Below are 15406 nucleotides of genomic sequence, written 5' to 3'. Positions count from 1 at the left end.
AATACAGATTGATCCGCTATTTGTTCAAGAATTTCGCTTTATAAAATAAGCTATTGCTTGCCTAACCAGGTGGAACAATGGCTACTCCAAAAAGGCAAAATGAATGAACTGAAAATCTATTTACTTCTTGCTGACGAACTCTACGTTGCCGAGCGCAACGTCTATGTTGAACTCCATCAAGTCGAGGGCATCGGGATGGTAGCTGGAGCTGGTGTACACATTTTTCCGTATCTGTGTAAACTCAGCTGGCATTTTAACACTGCAAAGTGGCGAGTTGTGCAGGTATATAATCACCGGAACATTTTCCTTTGGCATGATCATTTCCAATCGGCCGGCCCCTACGCTGGCCCTGATTTTGGACGATTGTTGGCTTTTATCACTAAAGTCGAGCACTGCTGTTCCAAACCCCACTTCGGCCACAATTACTTTTGAGTTAGTAAGGTTGATATGATTGGCGATCAGCGACCCCAGGTCAACTTTCACAAAAAAGGTGTCCATTGCCACCAGGTTTCCTTTGCCATCGGCATAATCGACAATAACATCAGCACTTCCGGTGTTAATCTTTAGTTTTTCTACAGGAATGCCCGAAAGATCCACATCCGCATTACCGATACCATAAGCTAGCTGCAGAGAGTATACTTTATCCTCGGTAAGGAGAATCTTCCAGTAATTCTTGTCGTCCTTTTTGCTGTCTCCAAAAATGCTCGACGTCAGACTTTTGCTTATGGTCGAGGACTGATAGTTTTCAAGGTCAAGATTAACATGCTTGACGCTGTTCTTTATGTAAGTCTTGAACGATGGGTTGATGGTTTCGAAGTCAGGATTGCCATAAATATTGACTGGCTGGGCTGCTTTCACAGGCCGGATATAGCAAGAGCCAGAAGTTGCACTCAAACAAAAATCTACCTTTTGAAAGGCAGAGTCGTTGCTCACAGAGTAAAACTTTTTTAACTGACTAAATGACGAAAAACTTGCTAAAAGACTAAAACTCAATAAAACCAATCTCCGCATAGTGGCTATCAACGATATACAGCAGAGAGAGTTGCGAATGTTGAAAGAAAATAATAAAAAATGCAGTTCCTTTCGACGAAACTGCATTCCGATATAACTTTTAAAAGAATTCTTTCATTTTATCGAAGAACCCTTTTTCAGATTTGCCAGGATTAGGGCTGAAATTGTCGGATTCTCTGAATCTTTCGAGTATTTCCCTCTCTTCTTTGTCAAGTGTTTTGGGTGTCCAAACATTGACGTGGATCAGCTGATCGCCCCGGCCATAGCCGTTCAGGTCAGGAATACCTTTGCTTCTCAGTCTTAGTAACTTGCCACTCTGGGTGCCTGGCTCAATTTTTATCTTTACGTTCCCGTCTATGGTTGGCACTTCCAGAGAAGTACCAAGGGCTGCATCAGCAAAGTTGAGGTACAAATCAAAAATGACGTTGTTGCCATCTCTTTTCAGCAACTCATCTTCAATCTCTTCCACCACAATCAGCAGGTCGCCAGGTGTTCCGCCGCCGGGAGCAACGTTACCTTTGCCTGACATCGACAATTGAATGCCATCAGAAACACCAGCCGGGATTTTGATGCTGATCACTTCTTCCTGAGGTTGCAAGCCGGAGCTATCTACGCCGGGTGGGCGTTTGTCGACTCTTTGGCCAGAGCCACCGCAAGCACTACAGGTGCTGCTCGATACCATTTGGCCAAGCATGGTGTTGACAACTTTTCTCACCTGACCAGCTCCACCACAGGTAGAACAGGTAGCGTAAGTCACTCCGGGAGCTGTCACCAGCCTGGTCACTTTTATTTTCTTTTCAACTCCATTTGCTATTTCTGCAAGGGTAAGCTTCAGCTTAATACGAAGGTTAGATCCTTTACGACCACCTCCACGACCGGAGCGCCCACCACCAAAAAAACTTTCGAAAGGGCTGCCGCCACCACCGCCGAAAATATCGCCGAACTGGTCAAAGATGTCGTCCATTGACATGCCACCGCCACTGAAGCCGCCGCCCGGAGCGCCGCCAACACCCTGATGGCCGTAACGATCATACCGCTGGCGTTTCTCAGCATTGCTTAGCACTTCATAAGCTTCGGCTGCTTCTTTGAATTTTTCCTCAGCCGTAGGGTCATTAGGGTTTTTGTCAGGGTGAAATTTGATGGCTATTTTTCTGTAAGCCTTCTTTATTTCTTCCTGTGGTGCACCCTTTTCTACTCCTAGGATTTCGTAAAAGTCTCTTTTCGCCATAATCGATTATGCCCCTGTTACCACTTTTGCAAACCTGATGACCTTGTCACCTAAAACATATCCCTTCTCAACAACATCTATCACCCTTCCCTTCAGCGAATCGTCAGGTGCAGGAAACTGAGTCACTGCTTCGTGCAATTCGGGGTTGAACTCATGGCCGGTTTCAACTTCCATGGCCTTCAGTCCTTTTTGGTCAAGCACTTTAATTAATTTGTTATAAATAAGATCGACACCTTCTTTTACTGAAGCCTCGATTTCTTGCCCATCTATCGATTTTTTTGCTCTTTCAAAATCGTCAACTACCGGAATAAGAACGGCCAGTACGTCCTCACCAGCGGTTTTGATAAGCTCCACTCTTTCTTTGGCAGTCCTTCTTCTATAGTTATCAAACTCAGAATAAAGTCTCAGGTATTTATCTTTCGACTCTTCCAATTCTCTCTTAAGCACAGTCACTTCGTCTTCGGCGACGTCTGACCCATTGTCAGTACTCTCCTCAGAGGCATTGGCATTTTCGCCATCCAAAACCTGCTCTTCTACACTATTCTCAATAGTTTCTTTGTTCTCTTCCACGTTTTTTTTTGCCATTTCAAGAAACATTAATTCCTGCCAGCAAGAGTCAATTACTTTGCCAAACCACTTCTGACTGACAAGATGGCACTAGCTGTTAATGGTTTGCCAAATCTTATCCTTCAATTCCTGTATGCCTTGTTGGGTTACGCTTGAAATAAATATAGCTTCTACATCGTCGGGCAGCTCTGCTTTCATCTCCGTCATGAGCTCTTCATCGAGCATATCCGACTTTGTGATCGCCAGCAGCCGTTGCTTATCCAGTAGTTCCGGGTTGAATTTTTTGAGCTCGTTTAGAAGGATGTAGTATTCTTTTTTGATATCAGATGCATCGGCTGGCAGCATAAACAAGAGAATTGAATTTCGCTCGATATGACGCAGGAAGCGTACGCCGAGACCTTTCCCCTCAGCAGCGCCTTCGATGATACCTGGTATGTCGGCCACAACGAACGACTTAAAGTCACGGTAGGGCACAACCCCCAAATTGGGTGTGAGGGTGGTAAAGGGATAGTCGGCTATTTCGGGTCTTGCCGCAGAAATAACGGACAGAAGCGTCGACTTCCCGGCATTTGGAAAGCCAACAAGACCCACATCGGCCAAAAGCTTCAGCTCCAGGATCACCCAACCCTCCTCACCAGGTGTACCTGGCTGGGCGTAGGTAGGCACTTGATTGGTAGGTGATTTAAAGTGGTCGTTACCCAGCCCTCCGAGTCCGCCCTTTTTTAAAATGACTTTCTGCCCGTCTTCAACAATCTCCAGTAACTTTTTGCCAGTCTCGGCGTCCCTTGCTACCGTCCCAAGGGGCACATCGAGAATAATGTCCTTGCCCTGAGCTCCCGTACATTTATCGCCTGCACCTGCCACACCATTTTCCGCAATGATGTGCTTTCGGTATTTGAGGTGCAGCAAAGTCCACAGTTGAGAGTTTCCCTTTAGAATAATGTGACCACCCCGGCCACCATCACCGCCGTCGGGCCCTCCTTTATCAATAAATTTTTCCTGATGAAAGTGAACTGAACCAGCCCCGCCGTTGCCCGACTTACAGCTAATTTTTACGTAGTCAATGAAGTTATTGTCAGCCATATAATAAATGAGGACGCTTTTCGCCATGGAAAAGCATCCCCCTCCTTATTTCTTTGCTCTTAGAAAGAGTCTATTACGCTGCAAATGTCGTGAAATATCTCTTCTATTTCACCAACTCCCTCTATTTGATGGTATTTACTTTGCGACTTGTAGTAATTAGCTACCGGCATCGTCTCATCCTGATAAACTTTTATCCGGGTGGTAATTTTTGCCTCGTCCTGGTCATCCACTCGCCCAGAAGTCTTACCTCTTTCTTTTATCCTGATCCTTAGCTCGGCTTCCGGAACATTGAGCGCTATCATCCCTTTGATAGGTTCGCCCATGCCATTGAGCAGCTTGTCCAAAGCCTCAGCCTGATTAACAGTGCGGGGAAAGCCATCAAAGATAACCCCCGACGATCCATTGGTAGATTTCAGCTTATCGTCCACCATGCCAATCACCACCTCGTCCGGAACCAGCTTGCCATCATCCATGTACTTTTGAGCTAGCTTTCCGAGCTCGGTGCCTTCAGTCAGGTGTTTACGAAATAAGTCGCCAGTCGATATATGAGTCAGGTGATATTTGCTAATTAGCTTCTCACTCTGGGTTCCTTTACCGGCACCCGGAGGGCCAAACAAAACAATATTCAGCATTACATTAGGTTTCGTTTCTTTTACAAAGGGTCAAAAATCCGAAATACTTATCAAAAAAAGAATTACAAACTTCAGTCTTTAATTTTATAGATGTCTGGCAGTTGCCTGCCAAGCTCGTCATAGTCAAGTCCGTAGCCCACAACAAACTTATCAGGAATGCTGAAACCAACGTAATCAAGCTGATATTTGTTCTTGAAAACATCAGGTTTTACCAGTAGCGTGCAGACTTTAACTGATGCTGGCGACTGCTCCCAAACCATTTCCAAAAGTTTGCTCATCGTGCGCCCAGTGTCTATAATATCCTCTACAATCAACACTTCTCTGTCTTTCAATTCATGCATGAGTCCAATCAGGGTTTGCACTTCACCGGTTGAGGCCGTCCCTCTGTAAGACTTCAGCTTTACAAAGGAAACCTCGGCATCAACCTCGAGCAAACGAATAAGATCACCGGCAAAAATGAAGGCCCCGTTCAACACAGCAAGCATCACCAGGCTTTTACCAGCATAATCCATATCAATTTGCCCAGCGAGCTCATTGAGTCTGTCGCTGATCTGATTTCGCCCTATGTATCGCTCAAATTCTTTGTTGTTAACCGTCATACCTCTTCAGTATTTTTAATTCAACCAGTTGGTTGAATTACCTGAGCATTCGCATTGCAATGCTGCCTGGCTACAATTCAGCCATCAGCACCTCGTACAGACTCACCATAGCCGTAATGTCATCTTTGTGCACGGTTTCGTTTGGCGAGTGCACGTTGCTTTCAGGGGCCCCCACAAAACACCAGTCGATCGGGTAGGGAGAAATTTGCACATCCCGACCATCAGAAGACCCGCTCCCCTCTACTTCCAGCTGAAAAGGTACACCTGACGACTGAGAGATAGCTATGATCCTATCCACATACGATTTTCGTGGAATATTTTTATCTCTCATCGATACCACCACACCTTTGCCATGATGCACTCCGTCAGTCACCCAGGTAATGTCGGAAACCAGTGCCTGTTTTATCTGCCAGCGCTCGTACAAGTACTTTGTTAGGTATTGCACCGAACCACCTCCATGCTCTTCCCAGGCGCTGAAGACGATCACTCCGTGCTCTAGTGTTTCCGCTACTTTCAAGGCATTATAAACGCCCAAACGGTTATCAAGATAACAAGTGGTTACCATGTCGTCATGTTGTCGAAAGTTGCACTTGTAGGTAAGCCCGGTGCCTCTATCAATGGCTCTGCCAAATTCATAAAAGGCACGGCCTTCTTCATTTAATACAAGCTTGCATTCGATTGGCCCCAGGCTGTCTTCCCCTACCAGCAACGTACCCGTATCGGCATCTGGCCCGCCAATAGGCACCAGTTGATTGTCGTATCTGACAGTAAACCCAATGGAGTCCATGTGCGCAAAAATCGCCGTCCTGGGATTGCCAAAGGCCAGGATGAGGCAATCCTGAAACTCTGGCCCATGTATAAGCTCCGGCTTCACCTTCCATGTTTTTTGCTGCTTACTTATATAGGAAAGCAAAAACTCCTTCATAGGAGCTTCATCGCCTGAGGGCGCATGCACTGCACAGAGGTCTTTCAATAGCTTCATGGGTTTTCCAGTTTTCTTAAATGTCAACCCTGGAGAATCAACCCCATGGTCATCGGATGCTTTTTAATGGCGGTTAAATTTATGAAATTGAAACATCTCAAAAGCATCGCCATGAAGATTCATATTTTAAATCAGCAAACCTCAATCGCCAACCAGTTTTTATGTGAATTGCGGGACACGTCGGTACAGACGGACAGGCTTCGTTTCCGTACCAATTTGGAGCGGCTGGGCGAGCTGATGGCCTACGAGTTTTCGAAAACGCTGCTGGCGAAAAAATGTGAGGTAGCTACTCCTCTGGGGACTTCACAAGCAGAAGTACCAGTTAACGATCTGGTAATGGTGACGGTGCTAAGGGCAGGCATTCCCTTCTATCAGGGGTTTCTGAACATTTTTGACAAGGCAGAATCCGGCTTTATTGGCGCCTACAGGGAAGAGGGTTCTGCAAAGGATTTAATGATAACACTTAATTATTCTGCTTTACCCAACCTTGACAACAAACAACTCGTATTAATTGATCCGATGCTGGCTACCGGAAAATCGCTAGTGAAGGCTTTCAAGCAGTGCCTGAAATATGGCCACCCGAAAGCCGTTCATATCATGTCGGTGATAAGCGCTCCTGAAGGTATCAGCTATCTGGAAGAATCAATCGATCACCCGGGAAGTATATGGACCTGGGCAAAAGATAGCCATTTAAATGAAATGGCCTATATCGTGCCCGGCCTTGGCGATGCCGGCGACTTATCTTTCGGTACCAAAGAATGATTCACTGACGATTGGTGTTGATTTGGAAAGTGATAACTCCAACTTTTTAATATTGCTTTCAGCCTGTATATATGCAGATCAATTTCGTAGCCGAACTCCTGAAATACCTGGGCGTTTATGTTCTTAGCATGTTTAAGTTCATTGTAGGCCCCACCATTGGTATTTCTTCAGGGCTAAATATTTTTGTCACCTTCGGGCTTTCCGTAGCAGGCATGATGACCATGGTTTACCTGGTCACCTACTTTGGTGAGCAGGTGAGGTTCCTCACCAGCCGCTTTTTCAAACCAAAGCCCAACGAAAAGAAATTCACAAAAAAGAAACGGCTTTTCGTGACGCTCTGGAAAAAATACGGTGTCTACGGAGTGTCGTTCTTTTCCCCGCTATTTATCACACCGATAGGCGGTGCGCTTATACTCAATACGCTTGGTGTGAAAAAGGAGCAGATCATTGGCCCGATGTGGGTGAGTGCCATTTTTTGGGGCATTATTCTCACCCTTTTCGTAAAATATGCCAAAGACCTCATTCTTTGGCTTTACTAGCCAATACGGGTTTAGTCCCTTAACTTCATCCTTAGCAATCGACTTTCGGAAGTAATAAAAACAACCTTGTCGTCACCTCCGAAAGCAATATTGGCTGTCGGTGCTCCCGTGATTATTGTGCCCAGATGCTTTCCGGAAGGACTTAAAACAACTACTCCACCGGGGCCAGTGGCAAAAATGTTTCCTTTTGAATCTACCTTCATCCCATCGGGATTTCCGGGTGTTACTTTCGTCAATTCAGTAGCATCAAAGAAGACCTTCCCTTCTCCAACAGAGCCATCTTCATTCACCGGAAAAGCCATCCAAATTGACCTTTCAGGGTCAGAGTTGGCAACATACAATGTTTTCTCGTCGGGAGACAGGGCTATGCCGTTGGGCTTGGACATTTTATCCGTCACAAGTTCGATTTCTCCACTTTTCTTTAGCCGGTAAACGCCGTTGAAGGGAATCTCTTTGATAGGGCTGGCGTCCAGGCCGGTAAGACCGTACGGAGGATCCGTAAAGTAAATATCCCCCCAACTGCTCAAAATGAGGTCATTGGGGCTATTCAAACGCTTGCCCTCGAACCTATCAACCAACGTAACAAATTTGGAGGCAGGTGCATCCAAGGGCGCATCCATCCTGGCCACCCTTCTATCGCCGTGCTGGCACAGCAACAGCCTGCCCTGGTCGTCCAGAATAAGGCCGTTGGCTCCAGGCTCCCTTTCCTCTTTTCCTGCTTCCGCAGTATAGCCCGAAGGCTTCAGGAATACGCTAACACCCTCACCTTCCTTCCATTTGTAAGCCACATTGTTAGGCACGTCCGTAAAAAGCACCATTTGCTGCGAGGGCACCCACACAGGACCCTCTGCCCAGGTGTAACCCTCTCCAAGTATTTCGAGCTTTGCGTCTTTATCAATTAGTTTGTCAATAGCAGGATCCAGCCGCTCCACTACCTGTGGCTTCGATGCTTCTTCATTGCTAGTTTCTTCGGTCTGAGGTTTCTGCGGCCCGCAGCCGCTCATCAATATGGCAATAGCCACACTAAAATAGATAGGTTTCATATGAGTAGGTATGTTAAAAGTAGTTTCAACAATATTTGGGTAGTTAATTTCCGAATATTTTGATTGGGAAATGATCATAAACCGTAAATATTCGCATTCGTAAAAAAACTTTTCGCTTTCGTCGGCGTTTGCTCTATTTTTCTCATGTATTAATTACTCCGAGGATGTTTGGCATATTCAAAAGAAAAAATGAATCCCCCAGGAAAGAGAAAAAGCTTGAGCTGGTTGATCTGGAGCAGCAGCCCCTTGCGGTTGGCGACAAAGTGGAGTCTCTGAGGTATGATCTTGGCATAAGCATATTGATCCAGGAAGAAGATGGGCTCTACTACCAGTCAGAAGCAAGCGGAACCAAAGTCCACTGGACTAAAATGATCGATGCTTCTACAGAATTTCAAAAGGTAAAGAAGATTATTGTCGACAAGTAAATGCTAAAAAGGCAAAGGCAGTCCGAACAAAGGTGAACAATCGCCGGACTAAAAGTGTCCGTTTTTGTTACAACCCTTATCTTTTATTTATTATTTAATATTCTGGTTATCAATTAATTATATTGTTTGGCATTCGAATTGCAAGCTTTTTGGCATGCGGTCGAAAACTCAAATAAAGGGAGCCATATTCAAAGTCGTCTCTCTGCCTGCTTTTAAAAACATTGTTATCATTCTGGGGATAGCCGTAGCCCTTCTCGTAGGCTTCTTCACTTTGCACGCTCGGCCCAATGCAATGGGTGAGTTTGCTATTGATCCGAAGACAGTAAGCTACAGCGTCATAGTTGTGGGCTCGGATTTTCTTGACGTTGAAACTACGCCTGAAGTGATTATTTATGACAGGAACCTTGACCTTATTTTATCTGCCAATCTGACGTCAATTTCTGTCTATGAAAAGGAGCACCTCAGTAGATTGCTGAAAGTATGTGATCTTATGTTTTCGAGCGATAATACAACCATTTATCAATTGGATAAATAATTGCCTTCGCCTATATTCCATAAACCTTATTTAACATGACTCAAAGACTAACAAGATCAAGAGATAAAATGCTGGGCGGTGTTTGCGCAGGAATTGCCAACTACTTTGGGTGGGATCCCACCATGGTTCGTCTTGGCTATGTTGTTCTATCTGTACTCAGCGCTGCTTTTCCAGGGATACTTGTCTATATTATTATGTGGATAGTGGTGCCAGAAAGTTAATTCAGCTTGGCATGGGTGGTCATCCACCTTTCCGGAATCTCACCTTTGGTAGCCGTTTCATAGTCTTTGTAACTGCATGGCACAATGCTATTTCGGCTGTACTTGGCTTTCCCGCCAGGATAAGGTACTTCCATCCACCACTTTTCCGACGACTGGCTCTTAAAAAAAGTGATGGTTGAGGGCTGGTTGTTCATCGACACCACGTACTTAGTGTAGTCTTTCTCCCTAAAGTGTCTGTCGTCTTTCCTGTGATAATATCCCTCTATAAAGTACCAGATCATCGTGGCTGTTACCATGGCCGTTGAGCTGCGCACATCATCCTTCAGCGGATTGTAACCGTAGAAGCCAGCCGAACTTAGCTTCTCGCTGTTGCCCGCATACCAGCAAACCTGGCAAGCCTCCTCACCAGTAAGGCCGAAAACCTGTGCATGTTGCCCTCCTGGTGCATAAATAGAGCTCAGTGCCGACATGTCGAAGCTCAGCATATCAGCCTGCCGGATAGACGGCTCCATTTCGTCAATACTCTCTCTCAACACACCAAGCCTCACTGCTTCGAAATAAAATTTCTCAACAATGTTCAAAGCCTGCTGGTCAACCAGATAGGTTTGGAAAGCAAGATGAGTATAGTTAAAAAGGTAATTGGGCTGATGAACAAGAATTCTATGCAGCCTACGATCAGCCTCGGCAGCCTTTTTGTCATCCTCCAGGTCAAATGAACTATCTACGCCAAGCACTGAAATCATCTTGTCGAAAGCCTCATATGCCATGTACTGGCCATAGTCGATATCGTGCGAGCCTCCGATAATAATTGGCAGAATATCCTTTTCCAGCAGCGATTGCACCACCTCTTTCAGTCTCAGAACAGTGTCTTCAGCGGTTGGCCCATTTCGCAAATTACCCAGATCAACGATGTTGTTTTTGCCAAGCCCTTTGCTCAGCCCATAAAGCTTTTTCCGAATTGCATCAGCCGATTGTTCAATGCCTTCACCACTGTTTTCGCCTCTGTGCTCCTTGATTCCAACAATTGCTATGTCGGTGTTTTTCAGGTCAGGCATCTTGTTGGAGAAGATCCTGATGCTCTTTAGAAATGCAGACTTCGGCAATGCTTTGGTGACATCTGAAGAAACCGGGTCGAAAAAAAGCTTGAAGTCCATTTGCTCGCTTGAGATTGAATCATAAAAAAAGGGAAAAATTTTCATTTTTCCCTTTTACAGTGTCTTGATTCAGAGATTATCCTCCGAAGTCATCAAATCGAATATTTTCATCCGGGATACCAAAATCCTCGCCCATTTTCTGAACTGCTGAGTTCATCATAGGAGGTCCGCAGAAGTAAAGCTCTATTTCTTCAGGAGACTCGTGCTTGCTAAGGTACTGGTCTATTACCGCCTGGTGTACAAAGCCCAGGAATCCGTCTCCCTCCTTGTCGTTTACATCCTTCTTCACTTTCCAATTGTCTTCTGGCAATGGCTCAGAAAGCACTACAAAGAATTTGAAGTTAGAAAAGGCCTTTTCCAGTTGATAAAAATGATCAAGGTAAAATAGCTCTCTTTTCGACCGGCCACCATACCAGAAAGTAACGGTTCTGCCCGTTTTCAAAGTTTTGAAAAGCTGATAAAGATGTGATCTCATTGGCGCCATGCCAGCTCCTCCGCCCACGTACAGCATTTCTGCGTCAGAAGGGTTAATGAAGAACTCTCCGTAAGGGCCTGAAATTGTTACCTTGTCGCCTGGCTTTCTTGAAAAGATGTACGAAGAAGCTAAGCCCGGATTAACTTTCATCCAGCCATTATTTGCTCTGTCCCATGGAGGTGTAGCGATCCTCACGTTTAGCATGATTTCTCTACCCTCAGCAGGATAAGACGCCATAGAGTAAGCTCTTTCAGCTGGTTCAGGGTTAACCATTTTCAAATCCCAAAGACCAAATTTGTCCCACTCCTTCTGAAATTTCATTGGATCATCATGCTCCTTAGGGTGGGCAGTAATATCCATGTCCTTGAAATCAACTGTACATTTGGGAACCTCAATCTGAATATAACCACCGGCCTGGTAGTCCATATCTTCAGGTATTTCAACAACAAATTCTTTAATAAATGAGGCCACGTTGTAGTTTCTAACAACAGTCGCTTCCCATTTCTTGATACCGAAGATTTCTTCGGGTATCTCTATTCTCATGTCTTGCTTCACTTTCACCTGGCATCCAAGTCTAACGTGCTCTTTCTGCTCGCTTCTGCTCAAATGACCAACTTCTGTAGGAAGGACATCGCCTCCACCTTCCAGTACTTTGCACTTACACATGGCGCAAGTGCCACCTCCACCACAAGCGGATGGAAGAAATATTTTCTGACCGGACAACGTTGACAGAAGGCTTGTGCCAGCCGCCGCTATCAGGGGATTCTTCTCGTCCCCGTTAACAATGATCTTTACGTCGCCTTGCTGAACCAGCTTGGCCTGAGCCACCAGAAGAATTACCACCAACAAAAGAATGATGACGGTAAAGGCTACAATAGAAGTTAGAACAATAGATGTCATTGACTATGAAAGATTTTTGGTTCTTACTTAACAGACACAAATATATCTATAACACGGGTTTTCCATTAACCAAACACTGAAAATTTGAATATTATTAGCAAGTGCCATGGTTTAACCTTCTGTGCCCGTTTTAGTTATCAGCTTTTAGAAATTAATTATTGAGAAGCTTCAACAGATTGGTAAGTTTTGTCTTCAGATTCCTTCTGTCGACTATAAAGTCCAGAAAACCGTGATCAAGCACAAATTCAGCACTTTGAAAGCCTTTGGGAAGGTCTTTTCCAATGGTTTCACGGATAACCCTTGGGCCGGCAAAGCCGATCAAAGCACCCGGCTCAGCTATATTGAAGTCGCCCAACATAGCAAACGACGCTGTTACCCCACCGGTGGTCGGGTCTGTCAATAATGATATATAGGGTATTTTAGCTTCTGACAAAAGTGCAAGTTTGGCTGAGGTCTTTGCCATCTGCATCAGAGAAAAGCCTGCTTCCATCATTCTGGCACCACCTGATTTAGAAATCATAAGAAAGGGAATCTTATGCTTAAGGCTGTGATCAATTGCCCGGGCGATTTTCTCCCCGACCACTGAACCCATTGAGCCGCCAATAAAGGTGAAATCCATACAGGCAATCACTATTTCGGAGCCGTTCATTTTGCCAACTGCCGATCTTACAGCATCATTCAACCCAGTCTTCTTAATGGAGGCCTCAATGCGCTTTGGGTAAGGGGCCGAGTCAGTGAACTTGAGCGGATCAGCCGACTTCATGTTGGCATCGAGCTCCTGAAACTTATTGTTATCAAAAAGTATTTCAAAATACTCTTTTGAGCCAATACGCACGTGAAAGTCGTCGTCAGGGCAAACGTAAGCGTTGTTTTTCAGCTCCCTGATATGAATGATATTACCGCTTGGCGTCTTGTACCATAGTCCGTCAGGTGCCTCTCTCTTCTCGTCTGTCGGTGTTAATATTCCCTTGTCCTGTCTCTTAAACCACGCCATACTGTTTCCAATTGTTGGACTGCAAAGATATTAGATATTCTTTAAAAGTAACGACGAATTAAGCAGATGCTAAGTTCCCGCCCACAATGATAACCTGCTATTGCTGATGCAAATTTGCGACTGCCCCTTAGCCCCTAAAACTTAATGCTCACCCCAAAATAGGGCGAGATATACTGGGTAGCCTTGTAGGAGCCGTCAGCAGTTGGTGCAAAGGCCCAGTAATAGTCAACGCCAGCCGCCAAGAACCTATTGAGGTGATAAATGAAGCGAACCTTGGCCAGGGATCTTTCGTCGAGCTTAAATGCGTCTTTCAGGGTGGACAGATTGCCTTTCACATAGCTTCCATGAATCGACACCTTGTCGCCAAGCCTGTCCACATCAGCATTTAGCCTCACCACGGCAGGTGCTGTTTCGGAAACGTCGTCGGGCAACAAAATGCTGCCGCCAAGTTGCACTTTCTGCAATATGTGCCCTGTGAGGCTACCATATATGCCACTCATTTTCCCAGCATTGGCTAGCGAAAGCAACCGGGCATCCTTGTTCAGTTCATAGGAGGCGTCAAAAAACTGAGGCAAATAATTATCAGTATAGGTAAGACGCTCAATTCTCATGTCAGTGCTGAGAAGGTCGGCGATGAAATTGAAACGAAAATTGATCCCACCGCTGATTCCATGTCCGTCGGTAAATTCTTTTGTATCGCCCTGTGCGGCATATATTGTGGCTATCGAATCGGCTAGGGCAGTGGTTCCGGCGTTTAGTTTCGAATAGTTGAAGAATGCGTCAATCTGAATAAAAGGAATCCTCAGCAAATTGATACCTGCATCCAGGCCAAAAGCACCCACACCTTCAGCGGTAAATTGATTCACCACAAAAGTGCTGTCGCTGGTTGGCCGCTTGGTCTGGTCTTTGTCCTTAATGACAGTGGCTCCAATCTCCAGCGTCCTCACAATCGGTATAATCGTCCATGCCATTGGACGCACATAAGGGCGCACAGCCAGCAAATTGAGCGAGGCGGGGTCAAAATCGCTGTACATCCCTTCAAGCCCAAACAGACCTTTAAAATTCAGGTCGTAGTGAAGCCCAAGCTTCCGCTTTTCGTAGCTGGTTGTGTTAGTGTAGTTGTTAATTAACCCTCCAAAACCGATCATGGTATTGTTTAGCTCACCAACACGGACATAAACCGGGTCTCTCTTTTGTGAACCGTACCTGATGTACCTGATCAACCTTGCCGCACCAACACCACCTTTGAAAATCTCTGTTCGTATTGCCTGGCTCTCGAGCCCGTACAGTACAGGCACATTGAGGCCCAGGCCTATTTTCCAAATTTTGAATTCCGGAGCGAGTACCAAGCCCACAAAATTCTCGTCTCCAATCTTGGTGTAGGTCACGCCTCCGGTAAATGAACCTCCGGATTCACTGTCGGGCGGCCCAGCCCTGAAATCTTCAGGAACCGGTGCTATGTCTCTTTTTTCTCGTTCTTCTTTCGGCTCCTTTATCTTTTCTTCCGGCTCACTGTCAAATATTTGTTTCTCAACGGGAGCCTGCAGGCTGTCTGTTGCTGGAATTGTATCAGCCTGGTAAGTAGTAACAGGCGTTATTGAGTCAAGTGGTTGGGTTGGCAGCGTGAGTGTGTCGGCTAGGGATGCCGGCTCGGCAACAAGCGTGTCAACGATTGCCTGTGGCTGATCGACCTTCCCAGCCTTCTTATCTTTTTTCTTTTTCTTCTTTTTTGTGTTCTCCCACAGGTACGAATAGTCAGCAAAAGGGTCTTCAGCTTCCTGTTCCTGGGCAACTAAGGGTGCTGCGACAAAAACAAAAAATGAAGCTGCAAGCAGGTAGTAGAGTATCTTATTATTCATATAAGCTAAATTATCATAAAAATAATGCTATTTCCAAGCAGTTACGCCGCCGAAGCCCTATTCCACCCTCAAAAAAACAAAAGCGCCTCAATTGAAGCGCTTTTCACTATAAAATCAAAATATTGTTCGTGGGTTATTTTACTTCCTCATAGTCAACATACTCTCCACCTTTCTTTCCTGATGAAGATTTCCTTTTTTTCACCTCGTCTTCGGGTATGTAATCCACCCTAATTTCCTCGTGGCGGGCGTTGGTGGTCGTTCTGCTCCTGTACTGTTGCTGCTGCCGCTGTTGGTACTGCCTGCCCGAACCAAAATAAAGTGCACGCATGATGAAGCCGCCTACTTTATAGAAGACATAAAAGAATATGAGGAGTATGAGAATGAATTTAAACATCTG

The 15406-nt window shown here is 45.4% G+C and carries 18 protein-coding genes; 5 read left to right on the top strand and 13 right to left on the bottom strand.

Annotation, left to right across the window (positions count from 1 at the left end; translation table 11 throughout):
• Positions 1–120: 120 nt before the first annotated feature.
• The 7 genes from RT717_RS27240 to RT717_RS27210 form a co-directional block, all read right to left on the bottom strand.
• The gene (locus tag RT717_RS27240) at positions 121–933 is read right to left on the bottom strand and encodes a hypothetical protein (RefSeq protein ID WP_151996291.1); all 813 of its coding nucleotides are present in this window, start codon (positions 931–933) and stop codon (positions 121–123) included.
• Positions 934–1111: 178 nt separating this feature from the next.
• Positions 1112–2239 carry a molecular chaperone DnaJ gene (gene dnaJ, locus RT717_RS27235; protein WP_317489469.1) on the bottom strand — a complete coding sequence of 376 codons (1128 nt, stop codon included), beginning with the start codon at positions 2237–2239 and terminating at the stop codon, positions 1112–1114.
• Between the two features lie 6 nt (positions 2240–2245).
• On the bottom strand, positions 2246–2824 hold the full coding sequence (locus tag RT717_RS27230; protein ID WP_317489468.1) for a nucleotide exchange factor GrpE: 579 nt from the start codon (positions 2822–2824) through the stop codon (positions 2246–2248).
• 72 nt (positions 2825–2896) lie between these two features.
• Positions 2897–3889: a GTPase ObgE gene (obgE, locus tag RT717_RS27225; protein WP_317492395.1), complete on the bottom strand. Its 993-nt coding sequence runs from the start codon at positions 3887–3889 to the stop codon at positions 2897–2899.
• Positions 3890–3948: 59 nt separating this feature from the next.
• Positions 3949–4521, bottom strand: a complete 573-nt coding sequence (locus RT717_RS27220) for an adenylate kinase (RefSeq protein ID WP_317489467.1) — start codon at positions 4519–4521, stop codon at positions 3949–3951.
• A gap of 71 nt (positions 4522–4592) precedes the next feature.
• Complete coding sequence (gene hpt / locus RT717_RS27215) at positions 4593–5120, bottom strand: hypoxanthine phosphoribosyltransferase (protein WP_317489466.1); 528 nt, start codon at positions 5118–5120, stop codon at positions 4593–4595.
• 70 nt (positions 5121–5190) lie between these two features.
• Entirely contained in the window at positions 5191–6102 is a 912-nt protein-coding gene (locus RT717_RS27210; RefSeq protein ID WP_317489465.1) for a zinc-binding metallopeptidase family protein, read from the bottom strand.
• A gap of 81 nt (positions 6103–6183) precedes the next feature.
• On the opposite strand from RT717_RS27210, the gene upp reads away from it, so the two are divergent.
• Positions 6184–6864 carry a uracil phosphoribosyltransferase gene (upp, locus tag RT717_RS27205; RefSeq protein ID WP_317489464.1) on the top strand — a complete coding sequence of 227 codons (681 nt, stop codon included), beginning with the start codon at positions 6184–6186 and terminating at the stop codon, positions 6862–6864.
• 71 nt (positions 6865–6935) lie between these two features.
• Entirely contained in the window at positions 6936–7403 is a 468-nt protein-coding gene (locus RT717_RS27200) for a hypothetical protein (protein ID WP_151996285.1), read from the top strand.
• Positions 7404–7414: 11 nt separating this feature from the next.
• On the opposite strand, the gene RT717_RS27195 is transcribed toward RT717_RS27200, so the two are convergent.
• Complete coding sequence (locus RT717_RS27195; protein ID WP_317489463.1) at positions 7415–8446, bottom strand: SMP-30/gluconolactonase/LRE family protein; 1032 nt, start codon at positions 8444–8446, stop codon at positions 7415–7417.
• 164 nt (positions 8447–8610) lie between these two features.
• Here RT717_RS27195 and RT717_RS27190 point away from each other — a divergent pair, with 164 nt between their 5' ends.
• The 3 genes from RT717_RS27190 (at position 8611) to RT717_RS27180 (ending at position 9627) form a co-directional block, all read left to right on the top strand.
• A complete protein-coding gene (locus RT717_RS27190) occupies positions 8611–8871 on the top strand; it encodes a hypothetical protein (RefSeq protein ID WP_317489462.1) in 261 nt (86 codons plus the stop codon).
• Between the two features lie 154 nt (positions 8872–9025).
• Positions 9026–9406 (top strand): hypothetical protein, encoded by a 381-nt coding sequence (locus RT717_RS27185; protein WP_317489461.1) that lies wholly within the window; start codon positions 9026–9028, stop codon positions 9404–9406.
• A 35-nt stretch (positions 9407–9441) separates the two neighbouring features.
• Positions 9442–9627 (top strand): PspC domain-containing protein, encoded by a 186-nt coding sequence (locus RT717_RS27180; protein ID WP_317489460.1) that lies wholly within the window; start codon positions 9442–9444, stop codon positions 9625–9627.
• On the opposite strand, the gene RT717_RS27175 is transcribed toward RT717_RS27180, so the two are convergent.
• The 5 genes from RT717_RS27175 to RT717_RS27155 form a co-directional block, all read right to left on the bottom strand.
• Positions 9624–10826, bottom strand: a complete 1203-nt coding sequence (locus tag RT717_RS27175; protein WP_317489459.1) for a formimidoylglutamase — start codon at positions 10824–10826, stop codon at positions 9624–9626. The genes RT717_RS27180 and RT717_RS27175 overlap by 4 nt on opposite strands.
• Positions 10827–10857: 31 nt before the next feature.
• Positions 10858–12156: an NADH:ubiquinone reductase (Na(+)-transporting) subunit F gene (nqrF, locus tag RT717_RS27170; protein ID WP_317489458.1), complete on the bottom strand. Its 1299-nt coding sequence runs from the start codon at positions 12154–12156 to the stop codon at positions 10858–10860.
• 151 nt (positions 12157–12307) lie between these two features.
• Positions 12308–13150, bottom strand: coding sequence for an acetyl-CoA carboxylase, carboxyltransferase subunit beta (gene accD / locus RT717_RS27165; protein ID WP_317489457.1), 843 nt, complete (start codon positions 13148–13150; stop codon positions 12308–12310).
• A 134-nt stretch (positions 13151–13284) separates the two neighbouring features.
• On the bottom strand, positions 13285–15009 hold the full coding sequence (locus RT717_RS27160; RefSeq protein ID WP_317489456.1) for a hypothetical protein: 1725 nt from the start codon (positions 15007–15009) through the stop codon (positions 13285–13287).
• Positions 15010–15142: 133 nt separating this feature from the next.
• A complete protein-coding gene (locus RT717_RS27155; RefSeq protein ID WP_317489455.1) occupies positions 15143–15403 on the bottom strand; it encodes a DUF4834 family protein in 261 nt (86 codons plus the stop codon).
• Positions 15404–15406 lie beyond the last annotated feature (3 nt).

Origin of the sequence: Imperialibacter roseus, assembly GCF_032999765.1 — a bacterium.
In the GTDB taxonomy this organism is placed as follows: domain Bacteria; phylum Bacteroidota; class Bacteroidia; order Cytophagales; family Cyclobacteriaceae; genus Imperialibacter; species Imperialibacter roseus.
This window is presented reverse-complemented; position numbering and strand designations above follow the sequence as displayed.